Source organism: Pseudomonas sp. zfem005, from assembly GCF_032621735.1.
Lineage (GTDB): Bacteria > Pseudomonadota > Gammaproteobacteria > Pseudomonadales > Pseudomonadaceae > Metapseudomonas > Metapseudomonas solani.
Genome location: NZ_JAVYJE010000014.1, coordinates 108,335 through 132,225, shown reverse-complemented (window position 1 = coordinate 132,225; position 23,891 = coordinate 108,335). Strand labels below are relative to the sequence as shown.

Below are 23,891 nucleotides of genomic sequence, written 5' to 3'. Positions count from 1 at the left end.
CAGCCGCGACGGGCTCACGGGCGCACAGAGAGCATGGCGAGGAGGCTTCGATGACAGAGCGCAAGCGCAACAACCTGAACGACCCGCAACAGACACCGGCGGAAGTCGCCGATCACCAGGTGCTGATAGAGGAAGCGCGCCGCGACCAGGGCCGCACCGGCCAGCGCAACGACAACCAGGGGCATACGCCGCGCCTGCGCCGCCCGTCACGCTGAGGGCGGCGCAAACCCGGTATCAGCGGGGGAAGAGGTCCTTGAAGAAGCTTTGCATGTCGGCCCAGGAGTTTTCATCGGCGACCTTGCTGTAGCCGATATCCGGGCCCTTCTCGCTGCCGTGGCCGGCGTGGCTGAGGCGATCCGCATCGGGGTTGGTGAAGCCGTGCTTGGCCTTGGCCTGGAGGACGAAGCGGTAGTCGGCCTCGGCCTTGTCCATCTCCTCCTTGAAGGCGGCGACGTCGGCCTTGGTGACCATGCTGTCCTGGCCGCCGTGCTCCACCAGCACCTTGGCCTTGACGCTGCCCTTGGTGGCCGGGGTGGCGGTGGCCAGGGCGCCGTGGAAGCTGACCACGCCGGCCAGGGGCACGCCTTGGCGCGCGGCGTCCAGCACCACCTTGCCGCCGAAGCAGTAGCCGATGGCGGCGAGCTTGGTGGCATCGGTTTGCGGCTGCTTTTTCAGCAGGTCGAGCCCGGCGAGGAAGCGCGCCTTGGCGGCGGGGGCGTCCTTCAGGGCGGCCTGCATGAAGGCCAGTGCGTCGGCCGGGTGCTCGGTGTTCTTGCCTTCGCCGTACATGTCGATGGCCAGGGCGCTGTAGCCCAGCTCGGCAAGGTCACGGGCACGGCGCTTGGCGTAGTCGTTCAGGCCCCACCACTCGTGCACCACCACCACGCCGGGGCGTTTGCCCTCGATGGCGTCGTCGTAGGCGTAGTAACCCACCAGCGCCGTGCCGTCGGCGGCCTTGTAGGGGATCTCCTGGGTGCGGATTTCCGCCTGGGCGATACCCGCGCAGGCCAGCAAGGCGAAAATGAGCGGCAATCTGGGCATTTCTATCTCTCCCTGGGTGAAGCGAAGCGCTTGGAAAGCATGCAGTGTCGCGGTTTTCCCGGCATTCGCCAATCGCCGATAGGGTCGCACCCGCGTAGCGCCCTCCTTATGGCAGGTGAAAGCGCAGCGGCGAGACTCCATACTCGCGCGCCCATTGGAGAAATCCGCATGCCCCGATACGCCCTGTTGCTCCTGCTTGCACTGGCCGGCTGCGCCCGCGACCCGGTCGGCCTGCCGCTGACCACCGAGCGCAATGCCTCGCCGCCGAAGCTGCAGTACCTGGGCGTGGGCGGCTACCTGATGCACTGGCGCGGCGAGGGGCTGCTGATCGCGCCGTCCTTCAGCAACCCGTCCTTCCTGGGCCTGCCACCGCTGCGGGTGAAGGCCGACGAGGCGACCATCGATGCGCGCATGCCGCCCGCCGATGACGTCAGCATGCTGCTGATCGGCCATGCGCATTACGACCACCTGCTGGACGTGCCCCGGGTGATGCAGAAGCAGGCGCCGAACGCCATCGCCTACGGTTCGGCCACCGCCGGGCACATCCTCCGCGCGGTGCTGCCGGCGGAACGCATCGTCAACGCCGAGCCGGCCATGGCCAACGTCAAGGAAGCCGGGGAACCCGGGAAAGCCGCGCAACCGGGAACCTGGCTCTATTCCAGGAACCGACGCTTCCGCGCCATGCCGATCCAGAGCATGCACGCCCCGCATTTCGCCGGGATCACCTTTCTGCGCGGTAGCTACGACCAGGACCTGAAGGAACTGCCGACCGCCGTGTGGAACTGGAAGGAAGGCCAGACCCTGGCCTGGCTGGTGGACCTGCTGGATGAAGCCGGGAAGCCCGTGTACCGCATCCACTACCAGGATTCCGCCAGCACCCCGCCCTATGGCTTCCCGCCGATACTCGAAGACGGCAAGGCCATCGACGTGGAGATTCTTTGCGTCGGCTCCTGGAACCAGGTGCAGCATTACCCCGACGCCCTGCTCAAGGTCAGCCGCCCGCGCCTGGTGGTGCTCGGCCACTGGGAGGACTTCTTCGGCAACGACCCGCAGCGGCCGCAGACCATCCGCCTGCTGGACGAACAGGGCATGGTCGAGCGCACCCGCGCCGCACTGCCTGAAGGCACCCCCGTGGTGATGCCGGTACCGTTCTCGGAAGTCGCCCTGCCGGCGACGCCCTGAGGCCCCGGGGCATGGCGGTGGTATCGTGCGCAGCCACCACCGCCTGCCGGACTCTGCTGATGCGCCCTCTTCCCTTTCGTTCACTGCCCTGGAAACGCCGCGCGCTGCTCCTGCTGACGCTGCTGGCCTGCACCGCCAGCCAGGCGGGCGAGCTGTCGCTTGGCGAGGCGCGGGCGCAGCCGTCCGACTGGGATGCCACCGCTGCCGTGGTTTCCCTGGCTATCACCGATACGGGCGCCCAGGGTGATCGGCTGGTGGGCGCCAGCACGCCCCGTGCCTGGCGGGTGGATTTGCAGACGACGGTGCGCATCGGCGAGGCGCGACGGGTGATGACCCTGGCGTCCTTCGGCGTGCCGCCCGGTGGCGTGCTGAAGCTGGCGCCGACGGGCAGCCACCTGACCCTGGTAGGCCTCAAGGGCGCACTGAAGGATGGCGAGCGCTTTCCGCTGACGCTGCGCTTCGCCCGGGGTGGCGAGATGACGATCGAGGTGCGGGCCGAACGGCCCGCGACGACTCAATCCAGGTAGCGGCTGGGCGCGAGGTCAGTCGCGGTCCAGCAGGTGGAAGCGTGGCAGCGAGAGCCCCCAACGGATCGCCGCCAGGCGCGTGCCGAGCACCACCAGCATGGCGACGCCGGTGTCCAGCCAACGGGGCAGCCCGAGGTGAAGCATGCCGATGAACACCAGGGAGCCGGCGACACAGGCGATGGCGTAGATCTCCTTCTGGAAGATCAGCGGGATCTCGTTGCAGATGACGTCACGCATCACGCCGCCGGCAACGCCGGTGATAACCCCCATGATGATGGCGGTACTGAACGGCACCTGGTGCTGCAGGGCCACCTCGGTGCCGTAGACGGTGAACACCGCCAGGCCGAAGGCGTCTGCCACCAGCAGGCCGGTTTCGTTGATCGGCCGGGTCAGCCGCACCCAGAGCACGGTGCCCACGGCAGCCAGGGAGGCGACGAGGATGTAGGTGTCGTCGCGTATCCAGCTCACCGGGTGGTTGCCGAGGATGACGTCCCGCAGGGTGCCGCCGCCCAGCGCGGTGATGATGGCGATCACCAGCACGCCGAACAGATCCATGGACTTGCGCCCGGCCATCAGCGCGCCGGTGATGGCGAAAACGGCAACGCCGAACAGGTCCGCCAGGTAGAAGAGCTGGGCCATGTCCGCGTCAGTTCCCCACGGGGGTACGCATGGTGACGAACTCCTCGGCGGCGGTGGGGTGCACGCCGATGGTCTCGTCGAAGATGCGCTTGGTGGCGCCGGCCTTGAGCGCCACGGCCAGACCCTGGACGATCTCGCCCGCCTCGGGCCCGACCATGTGGCAGCCGAGCACGCGGTCGCTTTCGGCGTCGACCACCAGCTTCATCAGGGTGCGTTCCTGGTTCTCGGTGAGGGTCAGCTTCATGGGGCGGAAGCGGCTCTCGAAGACCTTGACCTTGTGGCCGCGCGCGCGGGCGTCTTCCTCGCTGAGGCCGACGGTGCCGATATTGGGCAGGCTGAAGACAGCAGTGGGGATGTGGTCGTAATCCACCGGGCGGTATTCGGCGGGCTTGAACAGGCGGCGGGCGACGGCCATGCCTTCGGCGAGTGCGACCGGGGTCAGCTGCACGCGGCCGATGACGTCGCCCAGGGCGAGGATGGAGGGTTCGGTGGTGCGGTATTCGTCGTCCACCTTGATGAAGCCACGGTCGTCCAGCTCGACGCCGGTGTTCTCCAGGCCCAGGTCGTCCAGCATCGGGCGGCGGCCGGTGGCGTAGAACACGCAATCGGCCTCGAGGGTGCGGCCATCCTTGAGGGTGGCGAGCAGGCTGCCGTCGGCCTGCTTGTCGATGCGGGCAATGTCGGCATTGAACTGCAGGTCGAGCCCCTTGCGACTCAACTCGTCACGCAGGTGGGTGCGCACGGCGCCGTCGAAGCCGCGCAGGAACAGGTCCTTGCGGTAGAGCAGCGTGGTCTTGGCGCCCAGGCCGTGGAAGATCGAGGCGAACTCGACGGCGATATAGCCGCCGCCCACCACCAGCACGCGCTGGGGCAGTTTTTCGAGGAAGAAGGCTTCGTTGGAGCTGATGGCGTGCTCGCGGCCCGGCAGATCAGGAATCTGCGGCCAGCCACCGGTGGCGACGAGGATGTGCTCGGCGCTGAAGCGCTGCTCGCCGACCTGCACGGTGTGGGCATCCACCAGGCGCGCATGGCCCTCCAGCAAGGTGACGCCACTGTTGACCAGCAGGTTGTGGTAGATGCCGTTGAGGCGCTGGATCTCGCGGTTCTTGTTGGCGATCAGGGTGGGCCAGTCGAAGCCCGCCTCGCCCAGGTTCCAGCCGTAACCCTGGGCCTGCTCGAAGTCTTCGGAGAAGTGGGCGCCGTACACCAGCATCTTTTTTGGCACGCAACCGACGTTGACGCAGGTGCCGCCCAGGTAGCGGCTTTCCGCTACCGCGACGCGGGCACCGAAACCGGCGGCGAAGCGCGAGGCACGTACACCGGCGGAACCGGCTCCTATGACGAAGAGGTCGAAATCGTAGGCCATGGCAGGGTCTCCAGAAACAGGCGGCCAGCATACCTGAACGGGCGCCGCTGACCAGTTGCCGGGCCTATGCTTGAGCCAGCGAAGGAGGAATCGTCATGCGCCCTGCCCTCACCCATCTCGCCCTGCACGTTCCCGACCTGGAGCCGTGCATCCACTTCTATGAACGGTTCTGTGGCATGCGGGTGATCCACGAGCGCGCCGGCAAGGGCTCGCGGATCGTCTGGATGGCCGAGCCCGGGCAGGAGCACCGCTTCATCTTCGTGATCATGCCCGGCGGCCGACCGCGCGACCTGGCGCCGGACGACTACAGTCACTTCGGCTTCGCCCTGGAAAGCCGCGAGGCGGTGGACGCGATAGCCGCCCGCGCCCGGGCCGAGGGCTACCTGGTATGGGCGCCACGGGACGAGCCCTACCCGGTGGGCTACTACTGCGGGCTGCGGGACCCGGCGGGCAACTACGTGGAGTTCAGCTACGGGCAGCCATTGGGGCCGGGCTCGGAGGGGATGGTGATTCCCTGAGCACGACCTCCCGGGCTGAAGCCCGGGCTACGGGAGGATGCCGGAAACGACAAGGCCGCCCGGAGGCGGCCTTGGCTAGTACTGGCGGGGCCTGATCAGTAGGCCTTGCCGGTCTTGTAGAGGTTTTCGAAGCAGTAGTTGGTCGCGTCGATGTAGCCTTCGGCGCCACCGCAGTCGAAACGCTTGCCCTTGAACTTGTACGCCAGCACGCAACCGTCCTGGGCCTGCTTCATCAGGGCGTCGGTGATCTGGATCTCGCCACCCTTGCCCGGCTCGGTTTCTTCGATCAGCTTGAAGATGTCCGGGGTCAGGATGTAGCGGCCGATGATCGCCAGGTTGGACGGGGCGTCTTCCGGCTTGGGCTTCTCGACCATGCTGTTCACGCGGTAGATGTCGTCGCGGATCATCTCGCCCGCGATCACGCCGTACTTGGAGGTCTCTTCCGGCGGTACTTCCTGGATGGCGACGATGGAGCAGCGGAACTGGTTGTACAGCTTGACCATCTGGGTCAGCACGCCGTCGCCTTCGAGGTTGAGGCAGAGGTCGTCCGCCAGGACCACGGCGAAGGGCTCGTCGCCGATCAGCGGGCGGCCGCTGAGGATGGCGTGGCCGAGGCCTTTCATTTCCACCTGGCGGGTGTAGGAGAAGCTGCACTGGTCGATCAGGCGGCGGATGCCGACCAGGTATTTCTCCTTGTCGGTGCCCTTGATCTGGTGCTCCAGCTCGTAGCTGATGTCGAAGTGGTCTTCCAGGGCGCGCTTGCCGCGGCCGGTGACGATGGAGATCTCGCTGAGGCCTGCGTCGAGGGCCTCTTCAACGCCGTACTGGATCAGTGGCTTGTTCACCACCGGCAGCATTTCCTTGGGCATGGCCTTGGTGGCTGGCAGAAAACGGGTACCGTAACCAGCGGCCGGGAACAGGCATTTCTTGATCATGTTTAACCTTGAAAAGGTGGGGTGTTGGGCAAACTGCCGCGCAGTCTAATCAGGCCGCAGTCGCCTTACAATGCCCAGCTGCTGGGCGTCCGATGCCGCGATATAGAAACCCCATTCCAGCCAGCTGCGCCGGGTCGTAGAGATTCCTGCCATCGAAGATGACCGGCATTTTCATCAGACCGCGAATCCGCTCGAAGTTCGGCTGCCGGAACTGCTTCCATTCGGTCACCAGCACCAGGGCGTCGGCATTTTCCACCGCCTGGTACGGCGAGTCGCCCAAGTGTAGCTGCCCGCTGGCGAGCTGCTCCGGGTAGCGCGCCGCCACCGCTGACACCGCCACGGGATCACAGGCGCGAACGCGCGCGCCCGCAGCGAGCAGCGCATCCAGCAGCACCAGGCTCGGCGCCTCGCGCAGGTCATCGGTACCGGGCTTGAAGGCAAGGCCCCAGAGCGCAACGGTGCGCCCCCGCACGAAACCATTGAAGTGCTCGCGCACGGACTGGAAAAGCAAAGTCTTCTGCAGCGCATTGCGCGCCTCGACCGCCCGCAGGATGCCGGGCTCGATGCCTTCCTGCTCGGCACAACGGATCAGCGCGCGCACATCCTTGGGGAAGCACGAGCCACCGTAGCCGCAGCCGGCATAGATGAAGTGGGTGCCGATGCGCCGATCACTGCCGATGCCACGGCGCACCTCCTCCACATCGACACCCAGGCGCGCGCAGAGGCCGGCCATCTCGTTCATGAAGGAGATGCGCGTGGCGAGGAAGGCATTGGCGGCGTACTTGCTGAATTCGGCGGCACGGGTGGCCATCACCAGCACCCGGTCATGGTTGCGCGAGAACGGCGCGTAGAGGCGGCGCAGCAACTCGCCGGAGGCCGGGTCGTCACAGCCGATGATGATGCGGTCCGGCCGCATGAAATCGTCGATCGCCGAACCCTCCTTGAGGAATTCGGGGTTGCTCGCCACTGGCACGCTGAATGCCAGGTCACGCCTGGCGAGCGCCATGTGGATGCGATCGGCCACCCGCTCCGCCGTACCCACCGGCACCGTGGACTTGTTCACCACCAGGCAGGGCCGCCGCAGCCTGGCGCCCAGCTGATCGGCCACCGCCAGCACGTGGGAAAGGTCGGCAGAGCCGTCCTCGCCGCTGGGGGTGCCGACGGCGATGAAGATGATCTCTGCCCGGTCGATGCCCTCCTCCAGCTGCGCACTGAAGCTCAGTTGGCCGCTGGCGAGGTGCATCTTCAACATGGCTTCCAGGCCGGGCTCGTAGATCGTCGGCTCGCCACGCTGCAGGCGTGCGAGGCGCCAGGGATCGCGCTCGACGCAGACGACCCGATTACCCATCTCGGCGAAACAGGCCGCCGCCACCAGCCCGACGTAACCCGCACCGACGACGCAAAGCTGCATGGCTCACCCTCCCTCTATGGATACAGGGATTGCAGCGGACTCCGGTGGCAGAACGGTGACAGCGGGATGACCGCGCCGTGATGGCGCTCAGCGCCCGTCGGCGGGAAGGTTGAGCTCGACCTCGACCAGGGTTTCGGTGGACTCGTGGACCACGGGCTCGCCGGCGTAGGTGCCGAGGGTTTCCCAGTGCTGATCGAGGCCGGCACCGATGGCCGCGAGGTGATCGATCATGCGTTGCCCGGCCTGTTTGATGGCCTGGTCGTCGCTGCGCATCATCTCGAACGACATTTCGGTCATCGCGGCGGTTAGGTGGGTGAGACTGCGGGTTGTAAGACTGAGCAGGCGAACCAACTGCTGTTCCTTGGATTCCATTCATGCACCTCTTGAACCTGACTCCTTCAGGCAGCACTCAGGCTAGCTGAAAAGCATGGCAACACATGCGCGGAGCCCGGTACTGCAAGAAAAATTTCAAATTTGAGCAGCCTGCCCGCACAGGGGTTCAAACCCGGCGGGGAAATCGGACAAGCGGAACCGCCCCTATCCTTCGTACGGAAAAGGCAAGCGCACAACCACGCATCCAGAAGGATGGAACTTCGAAACATGGCGATAGGTCAGGAGATCAGGTAGCTGCAATCCATGTCAGTCGGGACGTCATGCCGATTTCCGGAAGCGCTGCCGGAGTGCCCCACGACAACCCTATGGGAGATCCGTCATGCAGCTGTTCATCAATTCGGTCGGCGAACGCTTCGTCATAGAAGGCGGCATCACGGTGGAAGTGATCAGCATCCACGGGCATCAGGTGAAGTTCGGCATCGTCGCGCCGAAGAACGTTGCCGTGCATCGCAAGGAAGTCTACGAACGCATCCAGGCTGGCGTGCCTCACCCCAAGCTGACCGCTTGAACCGGTCCTTTCACCCGTAGAACGAGGGCGCGTGCGCCCTTTTCCGGCTGCAGCAATGCGGTCCAGCCAACCTATGAACGCAGTCAGGGGTATCTCGTCGAACCGATCGAAGGTTCTTTGCGTTGAGGCCAGGTCACTTCTACGCTCCCTGAACATTTACTCCATGGAGGGCATCGCCATGTCATACGACCTCAATCGGGCGTACATCCAGGTTAGTGATATGCCGATTTTCGAAGCGTTCAAGGGCGCACCAGTGGCTGGCCACCTGATAGTCCGGGCCTGCGAGCTGTCGAATCGCGAATACGGCCACCGCCACCAGAAACTCGCAAAATCCAACAACATGAAGCATCCGCCCAGCGCTGACCGCATCTTCGCCGGCTACCTCGTAGTGCGGAACATCGACACCCCCGCACAATACGAAACCTGGATGCCCGGCCACGTCTTCGAAGACCTCTACAGACCAGCCAAGGCAGCACGCGGCGCCGCATAGCATTGAATGCCCTGCGGCCTCATCCAGGCGCAGGGCTTTTCACTTGCGGAATACCCAGATAGGGCTGAGCGCCCGGCTACCGCGTCGTCGTCTCGACGCGCTGAACTGCGCAACAACCCTGGAATTGCGGAACAAGAAACGACAAGGGCCTGCGCACATGATGCACGCAAGCCCTTGATTCGTATGGTGCCCGAAGCCGGGGTCGAACCGGCACGCTGTTACCAGCGAGGGATTTTAAGTCCCTTGCGTCTACCGATTTCGCCATTCGGGCGGTAGCGCTGAGCGATGGGAAGAGTGCCCTCCCTTTCGCGAGGGCAGGACTATATACAGCCACTCCTCCCCACGCAAGCCGACAAAAACACTCCGCAGAATACCCACAAATGATGACGGCAGATTGCGGAAACGATCCTCAAAGTTGCGGAAACGACGCCTTTCAGTAGGCAAAGAAAAAGCCCCACAGGCGTGAGCCTGCGGGGCTTTGTATTGGAGGCCAGAGTCGGAATCGAACCGGCGTACACGGATTTGCAATCCGCTGCATGACCACTCTGCCATCCGGCCTCAAACGAAGACGCCGCTTGGGGCGGCGTCTATCGTGACAATCTGGAGCGGGAAACGAGACTCGAACTCGCGACCCCGACCTTGGCAAGGTCGTGCTCTACCAACTGAGCTATTCCCGCTTTGTCTTGGTGACGGGCGCCATTCTATAGATTCATAAGCGCCCGTCAACCCCTTGATTCAAAAAAGTTTATTTCTTTTTCGGCTCGGTGCTGAGATGCGGCCAGGCGGCCAGCAGGTAGTGCAGCATCGACCACAGGGTAAGGCCGGCAGCGATGATCAGCAGCACATAGCCCACCAGCACCCAGAAGGTGAAATGCGGCGGGTTGGCCAGCAGGATCACCAGTGCCAGCATCTGCGCGGCAGTCTTCCATTTACCGAGATTGGATACCGCCACATGGGCGCGGGCGCCGATCTCGGCCATCCATTCGCGCAGCGCGGAGACGACGATCTCGCGGCCGATGATGATGGCGGCCGGCAGGCTCAGCCACAGGTTGTGATGCTCCTCCACCAGCAGCACCAGCGCCACGGCGACCATCAACTTGTCGGCCACGGGGTCGAGGAAGGCGCCGAAGGGGGTGCTCTGCTCCCAGCGCCGGGCCAGGTAGCCATCGAACCAGTCGGTCACCGCCGCCACAGCGAACACCGCACTGGCTGCCAGGTAGCTCCAGGAAAACGGCATATAGAAGAGCAGGATGAAGACGGGAATCAGCAGAACGCGCAGAACGGTGAGGAGATTAGGAATATTCATCGTGACAGCTGAACCGGAAATGAGCGGGCATTCTACTCGCTGTGCAGGGCTGCATAAATCGACTCTGCGAGCTTTTTGCTGATACCAGGCGCCTTGGCGATTTCCTCGATGCTGGCGCGGGACAGTTCCTGCAGCCCACCGAAGTGCTTGAGCAGCTCGCGCCGACGCTTTGGCCCCACGCCCGCCACTTCTTCCAGGCTGGAAGTCCGCCGAGCCTTTCCACGACGAGCGCGATGGCCCGTGATAGCGAAACGGTGGGCTTCGTCGCGGATCTGCTGGATCAGGTGCAGCGCGGGCGAGTCCGCCGGCAAGGTGAACTCATGAGCCGCATCGTTCAGGTAAAGGGTCTCGAAGCCGGGCTTGCGGGTCACGCCCTTGGCGACACCCAGAAGGATGAGCTCGGGCACAGCCAGCTCCTGGAGCACTTCCTGCGCCATCGCCATCTGGCCCTTGCCGCCGTCGACCAGCAGGATGTCGGGCAACTTGCCCTCACCTTCCTTGAGCTTGCTGAAGCGCCGGGTCAGCGCCTGGTGCATGGCGGCATAGTCGTCGCCAGCGGTGACGCCTTCGATGTTGTAACGGCGGTAGTCCGACTTCAGCGCACCTTCCGGCCCAAAGACCACGCAAGAGGCAACGGTCGCTTCACCACTGGAGTGGCTGATGTCGTAGCACTCCAGCCGTTGCGGCGGCTCGTCCAGGTCCAGTACCTCGGCCAGTGCTTCGAACTTGTCAGCCATGTGCTGACGATTGGCGAGGCGCGCAGCCAGGGCCTGTTCGGCGTTGGTGACAGCCAGTTGCTGCCAGCGGGCGCGGTTGGTCCGCACCCGATGACTGATGCTCAGCTCCCGCCCACGCAGTTCGGCGACGGCCTGGATCAGCGTGGGGAAGTCCTCATGGACGGTATTGACGATGAGCTCCTGGGGCAGGTCGCGCTCCATGTTGCTCAGGTAGTACTGGGCAATGAAGGCCACCAGTACATCACCCACCTCCTCCTCGATAGCGACCTGGGGGAAGAAGTTCTTGCTGCCAAGCACTCGCCCGCCGCGCACGCTGATCATGTGCACACAGGCACCGCCCGGGTTGACGATGGCAGCGACCACATCCACATCCCCGGTACCGCCCTCGATGCTCTGCTGATCCTGGACGCGGCGCAGGATGGCGACCTGATCGCGCAGCTCGGCGGCCCGCTCGAACTCCAGCCGCATCGAGGCCTGCTCCATGCTGCTGGACAGCTCCTCGGCCAGCGCATTGCTGCGGCCCTCGAGAAACATCACCGAATGCCGCACGTCCTCGGCGTACTCGGCCGGCTCGACCAAATCCACGCACGGCCCCTTGCAACGCTTGATCTGGTATTGCAGGCAGGGCCTGGTGCGGTTGCGGAAGTAGCTGTCCTCACACTGGCGCACGAGAAAGGCCTTCTGCAGCAAGGCGAGACTTTCGCGAATGGCCCCGGCGCTTGGATAGGGCCCGAAATAGCGCCCCTTCCGCTTCTTCGCACCACGGTGGATGCTCAGGCGCGGGTACGGGCCATCGGACAGGTGCACATAGGGATAGGATTTGTCGTCGCGCAACAGGATGTTGTACGGCGGGCGCCACTCCTTGATCAGGGTCTGCTCGAGCAGCAGCGCCTCGGTCTCGTTGGCGGTGATGGTGGTTTCAATCTGCGCGATCTTCGCCACCAGGGCGGCGGTCTTGGGTGCCAGCCCGGTCTTGCGGAAGTAGCTGGCGAGGCGCTTCTTGAGGTTCTTGGCCTTGCCCACATAGAGGAGCTTGCCGCCCTCTTCGAACATCCGGTAAACACCCGGGCGCCCGCTGCAGGCGGCAAGGAAATCAGTTGCGTCGAAAATGTCGGGCATCTTAGCTGACGGCGTCCACCATGCCGTGGCGCACGGCCAGGAGGGCCAGCTCGACGTCACTGGAAATGGAGAGCTTGTCGAAGATCCGGTACCGGTAGGTGTTCACGGTCTTGGGCGACAGGCACAGCTTGTCGGAGATGGTCTGCACCTTCTGGCAGTTGGCGATCATCAGGGCGATCTGGATCTCGCGCTCGGAAAGCAGGTCGAAGGGCGAACCACTGGTTTGCGGCTGGAAGGATTTCAGCGCCAACTGCTGAGCGATCTGCGGGCTGATATAGCGCTGCCCACCGAACACCTGGCGAATGGCCTGGACCATCTCTTCCAATGCCGCGCCCTTGGTGAGGTAACCGGCAGCACCAACCTGCAGCAAACGCGTGGGGAACGGGTCTTCCTCGCAGACGGTAACGGCCACCACCTTGACGTCCGGATGGCTGCGCAACAGCTTGCGGGTCGCCTCCAAGCCGCCGATGCCCGGCATCTTCACGTCCATGAGCACGACATCCGGCTTGAGCTCACGCGCCTTCTTGAGCGCCTCTTCGCCGCTGTCGGCCTGCCCGATCACCTGCAGGCCGTCTATATCGGCCAGCATGCGCGTTATACCTGTACGAACCAGATCGTGGTCATCGACCACCAGTACCCTAATCAAGCGACACCTCGCAGTGCATCGCAGACCGCCTGGGCGGCTGGATTGTAGAAAGGCAGATACATTATCAAGACAGCCTCACAAGACCTAGCTTGATTCATCGCCGTCAAATAGCAAGCGCCAGGAAAACACAGTCCATAGGGGCTGACAATCGAGCACCAGGCAGAGAGACGCACTCTCAAGGTGGCACATCACAGCACCGCCTGAAAGTTATGGCTGCAATCGGGCGACCAGCGAACCGAAAGCGCGCGGCCGGTCTCGCCTTAGCGAGAATCTGCGGCCTCGATGCGTTGCTGCAAAACCTGCAATACGCCCCCCAGGCTCGGACATCTGCGGGAAGTGCCCACTGCGGACCGCCAGCAACCGCTGACCATAAGGAGAAAGCGCGGACAACCCAAGCTGGTTGCGCTCCCGCAAGGCGACGGCTTCGGCGGACATCAGCCAGGCAGGAGGCCGCCGCGCACCCGATAGCACCCGCAGCGGGATCGGCGGAAAGCCAGGCGCCGCCATCTGCGCCAGCGTCTCGCGCTCGTTGCTTATTTCGTCTTATGGAGTGCGCCGTGTCAGCCAGCCTGGCGCTGCCCATCCAGTGTCGCTTCACGCTTTTCCGGCATGTGTTTCATGGTCATCCCTGCATGCGCCATCGCGCTCCGATGCGACGATCCGTTGCAAGGATTCTCCACGCCGGCTCGACCCCGAAGCCAGTCATGGCAGGAGGCTATGTCTTACCGGGCATTTCATCTACGGCAATGGGAAGCTTCCCGGAACCAGGATGCGATGATCGAGCCCACGGGCATCCTTGTAGCCACATAGCGCCAGCGTCAGGTCCATTTCTCGGCCGATGATTTCCAGCACCTTGCCGACCCCCTCCTCCCCCAAGGCGCCAAGGCCATAGAGATGCGCCCTGCCGATCAATGCGGCGCGAGCGCCGAGGGCCAGGGACTTGATCACGTCCTGCCCGCTGCGAATGCCACCGTCCAGCCAGACCTCCGCCTGCTCACCCACCGCCTCGACTATGGCGGGCAACGCACTGATGCTCGAAGGTGCTCCATCCAGCTGACGGCCACCGTGGTTGCTGACGATCAAGGCGTCGGCGCCGAGGCTGGCGGCGATACGAGCATCCTCCGCGTCGAGAATGCCCTTGAGCACCAACTTGCCGCCCCAGCGCTGCTTGATCCAGGCGATATCACCCCAGTTGAAGCTCGGGTCGAACTGCTCCAGGGTCCAGTCGGCCAGCCGATGCAGATCATCCACCCCCTTCACATGGCCCATGACATTGCCGAAGTGATGACGCCGGGTACGCAACATACCCGCAGCCCAGCGGGGCTTGCAGAGGATATCCAGCAGATTGGCGGCGGTTAGCCGGGGCGGCGTGCTCAAGCCGTTTTTCAGATCCTTGTGGCGCTGACCGCTCAGCGGCAGGTCGAGGGTCAGCACCAGCGCGTCGCAGCCAGCGGCCTTGGCCCTGTCGATCAAGCTACCGACGAACCCACGGTCCCGCATGACATAGAGCTGGAACCAGAACGGCGCACCGACCGCTTCGGCAATGTCCTCCAGGGAGCAGATGCTGACCGTCGACAAGGTGTAGCGGATGCCCGCACGCGCTGCTGCTCGCGCCGCCAGTATCTCGCCGTCGGCGCGCAGCATGCCGGCCAGGCCGGTGGGCGCGATGGCCAGCGGCATGGCCATGTCGACGCCCAGCATCCGGGTCGCCAACGAGCGATGCTCGATATCGCGGCCAACACGCTGGCGTAACTTGATCCGGGCGAAATCAGCCTGGTTCTCCCGGTAGGTGGTCTCGGTCCAGGAGCCGGCATCGACATAGTCGTAGAACATTCTCGGAACGCGTCGACGGGCCAGCGCACGAAGGTCTTCGACACAGGTGATGGTGGGCATGCAAGCCTCCTCGGGCAATTCGGAGAAGATGCTAGCGAGCCAACCTGTGGCGGATGAGGAAAAGAATTCCCGCTACCCAGGCGGATTATTCCGCGAGCAGTTCATCCATCTGCGCCTGCGACTGAGTCACCGCTTCGCTGCAGATCGACCTCAACCACACCAGGAATGCATCGGCAGCCGGCGAGGCCTTCAGCAGCACCGCTTCGTAGTGGTAGGAAGGCCGGCTGCGCACACGCCCAAGGGGCACCAGCTGCCCGTCCGCCAACCACGGGCGAGCCAGTGAAGGCCGGGCGAGGACCACGCCCTGACCATTGGCCGCAGCCTCCAGCATCATGCCCAGGTCGAGCAGCGCAGGCCCCTGGTCAGGCTCTGGCAGGGACAGCCCGGCAGCCGCCAACCAAGGCCGCCAGGGCTCAAGGGGGGAACGAAGAAGTGGCAGGCGACTGAAGTCCGGCGCGCTGCCGGGCACCGAGAGCCGGGCCAGCAACTGCGGAGCAGCCAGGGGCTGCAGCCACTCATCGAGAAGCGGTAGAGCACATGAACCCTCGGGGCTCCCGCCGAAGATATCGACATCACTCGCGCCATTCCCGGCGCCATTCAGCGGCGCCGTCACCTGGATTTCCAGATCGACGCCGGGGTGGGCCAGGCAATGCTCCGCCAGGCGTGGAATAAGGATTTGCCGTGCGAAGGTCGGCGGACAGGAAATGGCCAGGCGCTGCCGACGCTGCACCAGACGACTGTGCATGGGAATCGCCACGAGTTGCGCCATCACTGGCCTGATCTGCTCCAGGTAGACCTGCCCCTGTGCCGTCAATGACAAGGCGCCGTCACGGCGATTGAGCAACTGCACACCCAGCAACTGCTCGATCCCGGAGACCCGCTTTCTCAGCGCGCTGCCCGTCAGCGACAACTCCTCGGCGGCACGCTCGAACGAACCAAGGCGAGCAGCGGCCACGAATGCCTGCATGGCATCCAGGGACGGCAGTCGATAGTTGCCATAGTCACTCATGCTTGCCCCCTACCCCGCTCACCCTCGTCAAACACAGTGGAACTCACGAGTGCGAATGTATCGGAAAAAACCTCCCTGCCTGCGGGAGGCTATTTCCACGCACCGCCAACGGCTCACCCCTAGGATGGCCCTGCATGCCGGACGGTGGACGAGAAGCCCTGATCGCCACCTTGAAATCACAAAAAGAACAAGGGATATCGATCATGCTCAAGCCTTCAGCAGTCGCTTTCTTCATTGCCATCTCGGCACTCGAAGCCCACGCCTCCACTCTGACCGTCGTCTCCCTGGGCGGCCTGAACAAGCAAGCCCAGCAAGCAGCGTTCTACACGCCCTTTGAGCAAGCCCATGGCACCTCGGTGCGCTCGGACGACTACAACGGCGAACTGGGCAGGATCAAGGCCATGGTCGCAACCGGCGCCATCAGCTGGGACCTGGTCGAGGTAGACCACGCCGACCTGCAGCGAGGCTGCGAAGAGGGCCTTTTCGAGCCCCTGCCACCGCTGCAGCAATTGAATGTCGAAGACCTGATCGACGATGCGATCAGCGAGTGCGGCGTGGGCATATTCATCTGGTCGACCGCCTTGACCTACGACGCCAAGGCGCTGGCAGCCGCCCCCAAAGGCTGGGCGGACTTCTGGGACCTGGATGCATTCCCCGGCAAACGCGCCCTGCGCAAGGGCGCCAAGCTCACCTTGGAAATCGCCCTGATGGCCGACGGTGTGCCCTCCGAGCAGGTTTACGAGGTGCTATCGAACCCCCAGGGCGTCGAGCGCGCATTCCGCAAGCTGGACCAGATCAAGCCCCATATCCAGTGGTGGGAAACAGGGGCTCAACCCTTACAGTGGCTGGCCTCGCGCGATGTCGTCATGACCTCCGGCTACACCGCCAGGGCGATAGGTGCGCGCAAGGATGGCTACGACTTCCCGGTGATCTGGGCCGGAAGTCTCTACGACATGGACAACTGGGCCATCGTCAAAGGCAGCCGCAATCAAACCGCCGCCCTGCACTTCATGCAGTTCACCAGCCAGCCCGATCAACAGGCACGCTTTGCCGAGATCATGCACAACGGACCAGTGAACCTTCGCGCACTCGACATGGTTACGCCCGCCACACGGGCGGACTTCCCCACCGCGCCAGAGAACATCGCACCGGCGCTGAAAGTCGATGCGCAGTTCTGGCTGGACCACGGCGAGGAGTTGGAGCAGCGCTTTATTGCTTGGTCGGCTAAGTAGCACCTGCCAAGGCCACGGAGAACGTCATCCACGAGCAAGTACGGCGTGTTGCGTTGCGGGAGGAGCAACCGGGTCCCTACCATCGCCGTACTTGCAACGAGGAAACCCCATGAGTGACAACGAACTGATCCAGCAACGCTCAAGCTCCGCAATGGCCTACGCGAACAAGCCCAGCGTTCTCGTCGAAGCATTCAAGAAGTACGAAGACAGCGTCCTGTTTCCCTATTTCGTCTGGGCGGTGAATCTACTGGGAGGCGGGACGATCGACCGAATCGCCTCCAATCATGTGGCCAGCTACAACATCAAGCGGCTGGACAGCCTCTTCGAGCACCTGGCAAGAAGAGTGGATCGCAACGCCCCAGACCCTGAGTCAGAAGAATTCATGGCGGCGCTGCATGTATGCATCACCGCGCTCATGGGCAGCACGAGCCAAAGGAAGGCCAACTACTTCGCCGCCATCCTCGCGCATGCATGGATGAACAGCTCAACTGACTGGAACGAGCTTTCACAGGTGCTGAAACTCATCAGAGAGCTGGAGGACGTCCACATCATCATCCTGCGCGAAGCCGCGGCATTGGGGCAGGACGCACGCGGCAAGGCCATCATCTTCAGCGTGGGTCAGAGCACCCCGAATGCAATACCATTGGACCCCAAGCTCACAGCCTTCGACCCGAACCTGATCGCACTGTGCATCTCCGAGCTCATTGCCAAGGGCCTGCTCAACGACTCGTTCACCCAGAGAACCAGCTTCAGCAATAACGGCGGCCGCCAAGCCGCAGAGCTGGTCTATTCACTCTCCGAACTGGGTAGGTGGTTCATCAGAAGGATCCAGGATCCTGACATCAAGGCTGGCAGTGGCGCGACATCGACCCTGTCGACCACAACCTGAGCGCCCAGCAACACTTGAAGACACAAGACCGTTAAGCGCAAGACAATCCAGGTAGCCAAGGCCCAGAAACGACAAAGCCCCGAAGAACGGGGCTTTGCGGTGTAAATATATGGCGGAGGCGGTGAGATTCGAACTCACGGATAGTTGCCCATCGGCGGTTTTCAAGACCGCTGCCTTCAACCACTCGGCCACACCTCCGCATTTGCGGGTCGCCATACTACCCGAACGCAACACGCTGTCAAACTCTCGCAACAGAGCCGGTGTCGACCTCTGTTATCATTTCGCTCGACTGCGGTCACGGACCCAATTTCTTGCAGGAGTTTTGCAAATGAGCGATCAAGATTACGTACTGAACCAGGCGCAGGCCGGCGGGCTCGAAGTCAGCCGTGTGCTGCGCAATACCTACGGGCTGCTGGCGCTGACCCTGGCTTTCAGTGGCCTGGTCGCCTATGTCGCGCAGCAGATGCGCGTCGCCTACCCGAGCATCTTCGTGGTGCTGATCGGTTTCTACGGCCTGTTCTTCCTCACCGTAAAACTGCGTAACTCGTCCTGGGGCCTGCTTTCCACCTTCGCCCTGACCGGTTTCATGGGTTACACCCTGGGCCCGATCCTCAACCGCTACCTGGGCATGCCCAACGGCGGCGAGGTGATCAGCTCGGCCTTCGCCATGACGGCCCTGGTGTTCTTCGGCCTGTCCGCCTACGTGCTGACCACCCGCAAGGACATGAGCTTCCTCGGCGGCTTCATCACCGCGGGCTTCTTCGTCCTGATCGGCGCCATGCTGGCGAGCTTCTTCTTCGAGATCAGCGGCCTGCAACTGGCGATCAGCGCCGGCTTCGTGGTGTTCGCCTCGGTCTGCATCCTTTATCAGACCAGTGCGATCATCCATGGCGGTGAGCGCAACTACATCATGGCGACCATCAGCCTGTACGTGTCGATCTACAACCTGTTCGTCAGCCTGCTGCAGATCTTCGGCGTGATGAGCGGCGACGACTGATAGCAACGCCTTGCAAGAGCCCGCTTCGGCGGGCTTTTTCTTGCCTGCAAAACCTGGACGCAAGCCGTATCATTGCGCCCAGCAATCCTGTGTCGAAGCACCCTCATGAAATTCGCCATCGCCCTCTTCGCCCCCGCTCATGCGCCCTCCTCCCGCCGCGCCCTGCGCTTCGCCGAGGCCGTACTGGACGGTGGTCACGAAATTACCCGGCTGTTCTTCTATCAGGACGGTGTCCACAGCGCCTCCGCCAATGTGGTGACCCCACAGGACGAGCCGGACATTGCCCGCGACTGGGCCAATCTTCTGGCCAACCACCAGCTGGACGGTGTGGTCTGCATCGCTGCCGCCCTGCGCCGCGGCGTGATCAACCAGGAAGAGGCCGAACGCTATGGCCGCGCAGCCGCCAACCTGGCGCCGGGATGGGAACTTTCCGGCCTGGGCCAGCTGCATGAGGCTGCACAGATGGCCGATCGCCTGATCTGCTTTGGAGGGAATTGATATGGCCAAGTCCACGCTGATCATCAGCCGTAGCGCGCCCTGGGCCGGCCCCGGTGCCCGTGAGGCGCTGGATATCGCGCTAGCAGGCGGTGCCTTCGACCTGCCGCTGGCAATGCTGTTTCTAGACGACGGTGTCTTCCAGCTCGCCAACAACCAGGCCCCCGCAAAACTGCAGCAGAAAGACCTGACCGCCAACCTGCAGGCCCTGCCGCTGTTCGGCGTGGAAGCCCTCTACGCCTGCGCCTACAGCCTGGACAAACGTGGCCTGACCGCCGACGGGCTGAATCTTCCCGTCGAGGTCCTGGATGACGCAGCCCTGCGTTCCCTAATCGGGCGCCATGATCAGGTAATCACCCTCTGATGAGCACATTGCACGTTCTTTCCCACTCGCCATTCGGTGACGATCGCTTCACCAGCTGCCTGCGCCTGCTGGGCGAACAGGACGCGCTGCTGCTCAGCGGTGAAGCCGTCCAGGCCCTGCGCCAGTCGACCGCCCCGCTTGAGCAGCTGGAAGCCCTCCCGGCTGGCATCGCCCTTTTCGCCCTGGAAGAAGATGTGGCCGCGCGTGCGCTCGGCGCCCTGCCCTCGCGCATCACGCCGCTCGACTACCCGGGGTTCGTGGCGCTTTGCATCCAGCACGACAAGGTGAACAGCTGGCTATGAGCAGCCTCGACCTCAACGGACAGTGCATCCCGCTGGACAAGGACGGCTACCTGCAAGAGCTGGCGGACTGGTCCCCGGCGGTCGCTGAAGCCCTGGCCCTCCGCGAAGAAATCACGCTACGGGCCGAGCATTGGGAAATCCTCGATTTGCTGCGGCGTTTCTACGCTGAGTTCCAGCTGTCGCCGGCCAATCGCCCACTGATCAAGTACGTCGCCCAGCAGCTCGGCCCGGAAAAGGGCAACAGCCTGCATCTCAACCACCTATTCAAGGGCGCTCCGGCCAAGCTTGCCGCCAAGCTCGCCGGCCTGCCCAAGCCGACCAATTGCCTATGACTCCCGCCGCTCCCGTTGAACACCCCTTCGCCCAGTTCGTGCGCATCCTCGGCAAGGGCAAGCGTGGCGCCCGCCCCATGACCCGCGAAGAAGCCCGCGAAGCCATGGGCATGTTGCTGGACGGCAAGACCGAAGACAGCCAACTGGGCGCCTTTCTCATGCTGCTGCGGCACAAGGAAGAAAGTGCCGAAGAGCTGGCCGGCTTCACTGAAGCCTTTCGTGAGCGCAACGACGCCCCGGCCATTCCCGTGGACATCGACTGGCCCAGCTACGCGGGCAAGAAGCGCCACCATCCCTGGTTCCTGCTGGCCGCCAAGGCACTGGCCCATGGCGGCGTGCGCATCCTCCTGCACGGCGGCGGCCTGCACACGGCCGGTCGCATCTACACCGAGCAATGCCTGGAGCTGCTCGGCATACCCGACTGCACGAACTGGCAGGACGTCGCCCAGGCACTGGACGAGCAGAACCTCGCATTCATCCCGCTGGGCGCCTGGTCGGCACCGCTACAGCGAATGATCGACCTGCGCAACATCCTTGGCCTGCGTTCGCCGATCCACTCGCTGGCACGCATCCTCAACCCGCTGGGCGCACGCTGCGGGCTGCAGAGCATCTTCCATCCGGGCTATCAGGCGGTGCACCGTGAAGCCAGCCGACTGCTCGGCGACACGGCCATCGTGATCAAGGGTGAAGGTGGAGAGATCGAGGTCAACCCGGATGCCACCTCCCACCTCTACGGCACGATGGGCGGCAGCGACTGGGACGAGGAATGGCCAGCCCTCTCCCCCCTGCGCCATGTCAAACCCGAGCGCATCGAGGCGGCCCAGCTGCTGGGCGTGTGGGACGGCAGCATTGAAGACAGCTACGCCCGCCTGGCCATTCTCAGCACCATGGCCCTGGCCCTTCGTGGCCTGGGCAAGCCCCGGGATGAAGCGTTCAGCGAAGCGGAAACGCTGTGGGCCAACCGGAACCGTTCGATTTAATCGATCAAAGACACTTTGAATTTGCGCCATTCAATCGACTCAACACCATTAGACTCAGCCCAATTTCCAACTTCAGAGGGTCAGAGCCATGGGATTGCTGGTCGAAGGCAAATGGCAGGACAAGTGGTACGACACCGCCAAGGACGGTCGCTTCCAACGTGAAAGCGCGCGCCGGCGCAACTGGATCACCGCTGACGGGTCGCCCGGCCCGAGCGGCAAGGGTGGCTTCACCGCCGAGCCCGGCCGCTACCACCTCTACGTGTCGCTGGCCTGCCCCTGGGCCCACCGCACGCTGATCTTCCGCAAGCTGAAAGGCCTCGAAAGCCTGATCGACGTTTCCGTGGTCAGCTGGTTGATGCTGGAGAACGGCTGGACCTTCGATCGCGGCCACGGATCGAGCGGCGATGCCCTCGACGGCCTGGATTACCTCCATCAGCGCTATACCCGCGATGACGCCGACTACACCGGCCGCGTGACCGTGCCGCTGCTGTGGGACAAGTTCGAAGGGCGCATCGTCAGCAACGAGTCCTCCGAGATCATCCGCATGTTCAACTCGGCCTTCGATGGCCTGACCAATGATCGCCAGGACTTCTACCCGGAACACCTGCGCAGCGAAATCGATGCACTGAACGAACGCATCTACCCGGCGATCAACAATGGCGTCTATCGGGCAGGCTTCGCCACCACCCAGGACGCCTACGAGGAAGCCTTCGGCGAGCTGTTCAATGAGTTGGATACCTTGGAAGCGCTACTGGGCGAGCGCCGCTACCTGGCCGGAATCCACCTGACCGAAGCCGACTGGCGCCTGTTCACCACGCTGATACGCTTCGATGCCGTCTACCACGGGCACTTCAAGTGCAACCTGCGTCGCCTCACCGACTACCCCAACCTCTCCGGCTGGTTGCGCGAGCTGTACCAATGGCCCGGAGTGGCCGATACGGTGGACTTCGAGCACATCAAGAGCCACTACTACGGCAGCCACCGCACCATCAACCCGACCGGGATCATTCCCGCCGGCCCGCTGCAGGACTTCAGCCACCCCCATGGGCGCGACCGCCTACCAGGCAAGGGCGTGGCTCAGTCGGCCTGAGCCCCTTCGAACCAGGCGAGCTTGTCACGCAGCTGCACCACCTCACCCACGATAACCAGCGTGGGGGCGTGAACCTCGTGCTCGGCGACCAGCTGCGGCAGGTCGCCGAGGGTACCGGTGAAAACTCGCTGGTTGCTGGTGGTGCCTTGCTGCACCAGGGCGGCCGGCGTATCCGCTGCGCGACCGTGGCGGATCAGCTCGCTGCAGATACTCGGCAAGCCCACCAACCCCATGTAGAACACCAGGGTCTGCCCCGGCGCCACCAAGTCGGTCCAGGGCAGGTCGCTGCTGCCATCCTTGAGGTGGCCGGTGACGAAGCGAACCGACTGCGCATAGTCGCGGTGGGTCAGCGGAATCCCGGCATAGGCGGCACAGCCCGACGCTGCGGTGATGCCAGGCACCACCTGGAAGGGAATGCCATTGGCGGCCAACTCACCGATTTCCTCGCCACCCCGACCGAAGATGAACGGATCACCGCCCTTCAGGCGCAGCACGCGCTTGCCTTGGCGCGCCAGGTCGATCAGCTGACGATTGATTTCGTCCTGGGGCACGGCGTGCTCCGAGCGGCGCTTGCCAACGTAGATACGCTCGGCATCACGACGGCACATCTCGACGATGGGGCCCGCCACCAGGCGGTCGTAGAGCACCACATCGGCTTGCTGCATCAGACGCAAGGCACGGAAGGTCAGCAGATCGGGGTCGCCAGGGCCCGCACCCACCAGGTAAACCTCACCCAATGCCTGCTTGGCTCCACCACCAGCCACGCGCTCCTCGAGCATGCGCTCGGCTTCGGCCGGCTGGCCGGCGAGCATGCGCTCGGCGATCGGCCCCTGGAAAACGTCCTCCCAGAACACCCGACGCTGCTGCACATCAGGGAACAGCGTCTTGACCCGACTGCGAAAACGGCTGGCGAGCCCGGCGAGCTGGCCGTAGGCGGATGGGATCCAGGTTTCGATCTTGGCGCGGATCAAGCGTGCCAGCACCGGTGCATCCCCAGCGCTGGAGACGGCAACGATCAGGGGCGAGCGATCGACGATAGCGGGAAAGATAACGCTGCACAGGGCTGGCGCATCCACCACGTTGACCGGTACTCCGCGTGCCTGCGCATGCTGAGAAATCAGTGCGTTGAGCGGCTCGTCATCCGTGGCGGCGATGGCCAGCACGCACTGATCGAGATCCGACTCTTCGTAACCACGGAGATGGGCCTGCCCCTGCGATGCCAGCACCAGTTCTGTCAGCTGGCCATCGATCTCCGGCGCCACCACACGCAGCACCGCACCGGCATCCGCCAGCAGGCGGGCCTTGCGCAGGGCGACTTCGCCTCCGCCGACGACGAGCACCTGGCGGCCCTGGAGGTTATGGAAGAGCGGGAGGAAATCCATGGGGAAGCCTTGCTGCAGTGGTTGCCGTGGAAAACGACGCCCGCATCCGGGGAGAACCGGAACGCGGGCGCCTGGGAGCACTCAAGTCACTCCCGCCGGAGCGGGAGC

General features: G+C 63.9%; 27 protein-coding genes and 4 tRNA genes. 15 read left to right on the top strand and 16 right to left on the bottom strand.

Going from position 1 to position 23,891, the window contains the following annotated elements; translation table 11 throughout:
* Positions 1–50 precede the first annotated feature (50 nt).
* The gene (locus RTW82_RS27325) at positions 51–215 is read left to right on the top strand and encodes a hypothetical protein (RefSeq protein ID WP_316927042.1); all 165 of its coding nucleotides are present in this window, start codon (positions 51–53) and stop codon (positions 213–215) included.
* Positions 216–234: 19 nt separating this feature from the next.
* On the opposite strand, the gene RTW82_RS27320 is transcribed toward RTW82_RS27325, so the two are convergent.
* Entirely contained in the window at positions 235–1,041 is an 807-nt protein-coding gene (locus RTW82_RS27320) for a dienelactone hydrolase family protein (RefSeq protein ID WP_263403039.1), read from the bottom strand.
* Positions 1,042–1,209: 168 nt separating this feature from the next.
* On the opposite strand from RTW82_RS27320, the gene RTW82_RS27315 reads away from it, so the two are divergent.
* Together RTW82_RS27315 and RTW82_RS27310 are read left to right on the top strand one after the other, a co-directional pair.
* Positions 1,210–2,223: a hypothetical protein gene (locus RTW82_RS27315; protein ID WP_316927041.1), complete on the top strand. Its 1,014-nt coding sequence runs from the start codon at positions 1,210–1,212 to the stop codon at positions 2,221–2,223.
* Between the two features lie 59 nt (positions 2,224–2,282).
* Positions 2,283–2,750: a copper chaperone PCu(A)C gene (locus tag RTW82_RS27310; protein WP_316927040.1), complete on the top strand. Its 468-nt coding sequence runs from the start codon at positions 2,283–2,285 to the stop codon at positions 2,748–2,750.
* 15 nt (positions 2,751–2,765) lie between these two features.
* On the opposite strand, the gene RTW82_RS27305 is transcribed toward RTW82_RS27310, so the two are convergent.
* Positions 2,766–3,389, bottom strand: a complete 624-nt coding sequence (locus tag RTW82_RS27305; RefSeq protein ID WP_021222495.1) for a trimeric intracellular cation channel family protein — start codon at positions 3,387–3,389, stop codon at positions 2,766–2,768.
* 7 nt (positions 3,390–3,396) lie between these two features.
* Positions 3,397–4,755 carry a glutathione-disulfide reductase gene (gorA, locus tag RTW82_RS27300; protein WP_316927039.1) on the bottom strand — a complete coding sequence of 453 codons (1,359 nt, stop codon included), beginning with the start codon at positions 4,753–4,755 and terminating at the stop codon, positions 3,397–3,399.
* Between the two features lie 95 nt (positions 4,756–4,850).
* On the opposite strand from gorA, the gene RTW82_RS27295 reads away from it, so the two are divergent.
* The gene (locus RTW82_RS27295; RefSeq protein ID WP_184490245.1) at positions 4,851–5,273 is read left to right on the top strand and encodes a VOC family protein; all 423 of its coding nucleotides are present in this window, start codon (positions 4,851–4,853) and stop codon (positions 5,271–5,273) included.
* A 95-nt stretch (positions 5,274–5,368) separates the two neighbouring features.
* Here the strand turns inward: RTW82_RS27295 and galU are convergent, their stop codons facing one another.
* The 3 genes from galU to RTW82_RS27280 all read right to left on the bottom strand — a co-directional run bounded on the left by galU (position 5,369) and on the right by RTW82_RS27280 (position 7,991).
* Entirely contained in the window at positions 5,369–6,208 is an 840-nt protein-coding gene (gene galU, locus RTW82_RS27290) for a UTP--glucose-1-phosphate uridylyltransferase GalU (protein WP_021222492.1), read from the bottom strand.
* 49 nt (positions 6,209–6,257) lie between these two features.
* Entirely contained in the window at positions 6,258–7,619 is a 1,362-nt protein-coding gene (locus RTW82_RS27285) for a UDP-glucose dehydrogenase family protein (protein ID WP_316927038.1), read from the bottom strand.
* 87 nt (positions 7,620–7,706) lie between these two features.
* A complete protein-coding gene (locus RTW82_RS27280) occupies positions 7,707–7,991 on the bottom strand; it encodes a hypothetical protein (RefSeq protein WP_021222490.1) in 285 nt (94 codons plus the stop codon).
* Positions 7,992–8,331: 340 nt separating this feature from the next.
* On the opposite strand from RTW82_RS27280, the gene RTW82_RS27275 reads away from it, so the two are divergent.
* Both RTW82_RS27275 and RTW82_RS27270 read left to right on the top strand, forming a co-directional pair.
* Positions 8,332–8,520, top strand: coding sequence for a carbon storage regulator (locus RTW82_RS27275; RefSeq protein ID WP_021222489.1), 189 nt, complete (start codon positions 8,332–8,334; stop codon positions 8,518–8,520).
* 178 nt (positions 8,521–8,698) lie between these two features.
* The gene (locus RTW82_RS27270) at positions 8,699–9,010 is read left to right on the top strand and encodes a hypothetical protein (protein WP_184490247.1); all 312 of its coding nucleotides are present in this window, start codon (positions 8,699–8,701) and stop codon (positions 9,008–9,010) included.
* Between the two features lie 184 nt (positions 9,011–9,194).
* On the opposite strand, the gene RTW82_RS27265 is transcribed toward RTW82_RS27270, so the two are convergent.
* The 8 genes from RTW82_RS27265 to RTW82_RS27230 all read right to left on the bottom strand — a co-directional run bounded on the left by RTW82_RS27265 (position 9,195) and on the right by RTW82_RS27230 (position 15,720).
* A tRNA-Leu gene (locus RTW82_RS27265) sits at positions 9,195–9,281 on the bottom strand.
* Between the two features lie 213 nt (positions 9,282–9,494).
* A tRNA-Cys gene (locus tag RTW82_RS27260) sits at positions 9,495–9,568 on the bottom strand.
* A gap of 43 nt (positions 9,569–9,611) precedes the next feature.
* Positions 9,612–9,687 (bottom strand) — tRNA-Gly (locus tag RTW82_RS27255).
* A gap of 68 nt (positions 9,688–9,755) precedes the next feature.
* A complete protein-coding gene (gene pgsA, locus RTW82_RS27250) occupies positions 9,756–10,316 on the bottom strand; it encodes a CDP-diacylglycerol--glycerol-3-phosphate 3-phosphatidyltransferase (protein ID WP_021218990.1) in 561 nt (186 codons plus the stop codon).
* 32 nt (positions 10,317–10,348) lie between these two features.
* Positions 10,349–12,172, bottom strand: coding sequence for an excinuclease ABC subunit UvrC (uvrC, locus tag RTW82_RS27245; protein WP_316927037.1), 1,824 nt, complete (start codon positions 12,170–12,172; stop codon positions 10,349–10,351).
* A 1-nt stretch (position 12,173) separates the two neighbouring features.
* Positions 12,174–12,818 (bottom strand): UvrY/SirA/GacA family response regulator transcription factor, encoded by a 645-nt coding sequence (uvrY, locus tag RTW82_RS27240; RefSeq protein WP_316927036.1) that lies wholly within the window; start codon positions 12,816–12,818, stop codon positions 12,174–12,176.
* A 738-nt stretch (positions 12,819–13,556) separates the two neighbouring features.
* Positions 13,557–14,711, bottom strand: coding sequence for an alpha-hydroxy acid oxidase (locus RTW82_RS27235; protein ID WP_316927035.1), 1,155 nt, complete (start codon positions 14,709–14,711; stop codon positions 13,557–13,559).
* A gap of 85 nt (positions 14,712–14,796) precedes the next feature.
* Entirely contained in the window at positions 14,797–15,720 is a 924-nt protein-coding gene (locus tag RTW82_RS27230; RefSeq protein ID WP_316927034.1) for a LysR substrate-binding domain-containing protein, read from the bottom strand.
* Positions 15,721–15,923: 203 nt separating this feature from the next.
* Between RTW82_RS27230 and RTW82_RS27225 the strand changes: the two genes are divergently transcribed.
* Together RTW82_RS27225 and RTW82_RS27220 are read left to right on the top strand one after the other, a co-directional pair.
* Entirely contained in the window at positions 15,924–16,952 is a 1,029-nt protein-coding gene (locus tag RTW82_RS27225) for an ABC transporter substrate-binding protein (RefSeq protein WP_410478863.1), read from the top strand.
* 109 nt (positions 16,953–17,061) lie between these two features.
* The gene (locus RTW82_RS27220; protein ID WP_316927033.1) at positions 17,062–17,841 is read left to right on the top strand and encodes a hypothetical protein; all 780 of its coding nucleotides are present in this window, start codon (positions 17,062–17,064) and stop codon (positions 17,839–17,841) included.
* 110 nt (positions 17,842–17,951) lie between these two features.
* On the opposite strand, the gene RTW82_RS27215 is transcribed toward RTW82_RS27220, so the two are convergent.
* Positions 17,952–18,039, bottom strand: a tRNA-Ser gene (locus RTW82_RS27215).
* A gap of 130 nt (positions 18,040–18,169) precedes the next feature.
* On the opposite strand from RTW82_RS27215, the gene RTW82_RS27210 reads away from it, so the two are divergent.
* The 7 genes from RTW82_RS27210 to RTW82_RS27180 all read left to right on the top strand — a co-directional run bounded on the left by RTW82_RS27210 (position 18,170) and on the right by RTW82_RS27180 (position 22,401).
* Positions 18,170–18,838, top strand: coding sequence for a Bax inhibitor-1/YccA family protein (locus RTW82_RS27210; RefSeq protein ID WP_021219001.1), 669 nt, complete (start codon positions 18,170–18,172; stop codon positions 18,836–18,838).
* 105 nt (positions 18,839–18,943) lie between these two features.
* A complete protein-coding gene (tusD, locus tag RTW82_RS27205) occupies positions 18,944–19,336 on the top strand; it encodes a sulfurtransferase complex subunit TusD (protein WP_184490254.1) in 393 nt (130 codons plus the stop codon).
* 1 nt (position 19,337) lies between these two features.
* A complete protein-coding gene (gene tusC, locus RTW82_RS27200; protein WP_316927032.1) occupies positions 19,338–19,697 on the top strand; it encodes a sulfurtransferase complex subunit TusC in 360 nt (119 codons plus the stop codon).
* Positions 19,697–19,999: a sulfurtransferase complex subunit TusB gene (gene tusB / locus RTW82_RS27195; RefSeq protein ID WP_271661002.1), complete on the top strand. Its 303-nt coding sequence runs from the start codon at positions 19,697–19,699 to the stop codon at positions 19,997–19,999. The genes tusC and tusB overlap by 1 nt, the downstream gene beginning before the upstream one ends.
* Positions 19,996–20,331 carry a TusE/DsrC/DsvC family sulfur relay protein gene (locus RTW82_RS27190; protein WP_184490257.1) on the top strand — a complete coding sequence of 112 codons (336 nt, stop codon included), beginning with the start codon at positions 19,996–19,998 and terminating at the stop codon, positions 20,329–20,331. The genes tusB and RTW82_RS27190 overlap by 4 nt, the downstream gene beginning before the upstream one ends.
* Positions 20,328–21,311: a glycosyl transferase family protein gene (locus RTW82_RS27185; RefSeq protein ID WP_316927031.1), complete on the top strand. Its 984-nt coding sequence runs from the start codon at positions 20,328–20,330 to the stop codon at positions 21,309–21,311. Before RTW82_RS27190 ends, RTW82_RS27185 begins: the two co-directional genes overlap by 4 nt.
* Positions 21,312–21,399: 88 nt before the next feature.
* Positions 21,400–22,401 carry a glutathione S-transferase family protein gene (locus RTW82_RS27180; protein ID WP_316927030.1) on the top strand — a complete coding sequence of 334 codons (1,002 nt, stop codon included), beginning with the start codon at positions 21,400–21,402 and terminating at the stop codon, positions 22,399–22,401.
* On the opposite strand, the gene cysG is transcribed toward RTW82_RS27180, so the two are convergent.
* Positions 22,389–23,783 carry a siroheme synthase CysG gene (cysG, locus tag RTW82_RS27175; RefSeq protein WP_316927029.1) on the bottom strand — a complete coding sequence of 465 codons (1,395 nt, stop codon included), beginning with the start codon at positions 23,781–23,783 and terminating at the stop codon, positions 22,389–22,391. The genes RTW82_RS27180 and cysG overlap by 13 nt on opposite strands.
* Between the last annotated feature and the right edge of the window lie 108 nt (positions 23,784–23,891).

Excerpts from the sequence above, each read along its gene's own strand:
- tusD (WP_184490254.1), top strand. The coding sequence starts at position 18,944 with ATGAAATTCGCCATCGCCCTCTTCGCCCCCGCTCATGCGCCCTCCTCC.
- RTW82_RS27280 (WP_021222490.1), bottom strand. The coding sequence starts at position 7,991 with ATGGAATCCAAGGAACAGCAGTTGGTTCGCCTGCTCAGTCTTACAACC.
- RTW82_RS27190 (WP_184490257.1), top strand. The coding sequence starts at position 19,996 with ATGAGCAGCCTCGACCTCAACGGACAGTGCATCCCGCTGGACAAGGAC.
- gorA (WP_316927039.1), bottom strand. The coding sequence starts at position 4,755 with ATGGCCTACGATTTCGACCTCTTCGTCATAGGAGCCGGTTCCGCCGGT.
- RTW82_RS27210 (WP_021219001.1), top strand. The coding sequence starts at position 18,170 with ATGAGCGATCAAGATTACGTACTGAACCAGGCGCAGGCCGGCGGGCTC.
- RTW82_RS27220 (WP_316927033.1), top strand. The coding sequence starts at position 17,062 with ATGAGTGACAACGAACTGATCCAGCAACGCTCAAGCTCCGCAATGGCC.
- RTW82_RS27310 (WP_316927040.1), top strand. The coding sequence starts at position 2,283 with ATGCGCCCTCTTCCCTTTCGTTCACTGCCCTGGAAACGCCGCGCGCTG.
- RTW82_RS27230 (WP_316927034.1), bottom strand. The coding sequence starts at position 15,720 with ATGAGTGACTATGGCAACTATCGACTGCCGTCCCTGGATGCCATGCAG.
- RTW82_RS27325 (WP_316927042.1), top strand. The coding sequence starts at position 51 with ATGACAGAGCGCAAGCGCAACAACCTGAACGACCCGCAACAGACACCG.
- pgsA (WP_021218990.1), bottom strand. The coding sequence starts at position 10,316 with ATGAATATTCCTAATCTCCTCACCGTTCTGCGCGTTCTGCTGATTCCC.
- RTW82_RS27305 (WP_021222495.1), bottom strand. The coding sequence starts at position 3,389 with ATGGCCCAGCTCTTCTACCTGGCGGACCTGTTCGGCGTTGCCGTTTTC.
- RTW82_RS27285 (WP_316927038.1), bottom strand. The coding sequence starts at position 7,619 with ATGCAGCTTTGCGTCGTCGGTGCGGGTTACGTCGGGCTGGTGGCGGCG.
- RTW82_RS27235 (WP_316927035.1), bottom strand. The coding sequence starts at position 14,711 with ATGCCCACCATCACCTGTGTCGAAGACCTTCGTGCGCTGGCCCGTCGA.
- cysG (WP_316927029.1), bottom strand. The coding sequence starts at position 23,783 with ATGGATTTCCTCCCGCTCTTCCATAACCTCCAGGGCCGCCAGGTGCTC.
- RTW82_RS27315 (WP_316927041.1), top strand. The coding sequence starts at position 1,210 with ATGCCCCGATACGCCCTGTTGCTCCTGCTTGCACTGGCCGGCTGCGCC.
- RTW82_RS27180 (WP_316927030.1), top strand. The coding sequence starts at position 21,400 with ATGGGATTGCTGGTCGAAGGCAAATGGCAGGACAAGTGGTACGACACC.
- RTW82_RS27275 (WP_021222489.1), top strand. The coding sequence starts at position 8,332 with ATGCAGCTGTTCATCAATTCGGTCGGCGAACGCTTCGTCATAGAAGGC.
- RTW82_RS27270 (WP_184490247.1), top strand. The coding sequence starts at position 8,699 with ATGTCATACGACCTCAATCGGGCGTACATCCAGGTTAGTGATATGCCG.
- galU (WP_021222492.1), bottom strand. The coding sequence starts at position 6,208 with ATGATCAAGAAATGCCTGTTCCCGGCCGCTGGTTACGGTACCCGTTTT.
- RTW82_RS27225 (WP_410478863.1), top strand. The coding sequence starts at position 15,924 with ATGCTCAAGCCTTCAGCAGTCGCTTTCTTCATTGCCATCTCGGCACTC.
- RTW82_RS27295 (WP_184490245.1), top strand. The coding sequence starts at position 4,851 with ATGCGCCCTGCCCTCACCCATCTCGCCCTGCACGTTCCCGACCTGGAG.
- tusC (WP_316927032.1), top strand. The coding sequence starts at position 19,338 with ATGGCCAAGTCCACGCTGATCATCAGCCGTAGCGCGCCCTGGGCCGGC.
- RTW82_RS27320 (WP_263403039.1), bottom strand. The coding sequence starts at position 1,041 with ATGCCCAGATTGCCGCTCATTTTCGCCTTGCTGGCCTGCGCGGGTATC.
- uvrC (WP_316927037.1), bottom strand. The coding sequence starts at position 12,172 with ATGCCCGACATTTTCGACGCAACTGATTTCCTTGCCGCCTGCAGCGGG.
- tusB (WP_271661002.1), top strand. The coding sequence starts at position 19,697 with ATGAGCACATTGCACGTTCTTTCCCACTCGCCATTCGGTGACGATCGC.
- RTW82_RS27185 (WP_316927031.1), top strand. The coding sequence starts at position 20,328 with ATGACTCCCGCCGCTCCCGTTGAACACCCCTTCGCCCAGTTCGTGCGC.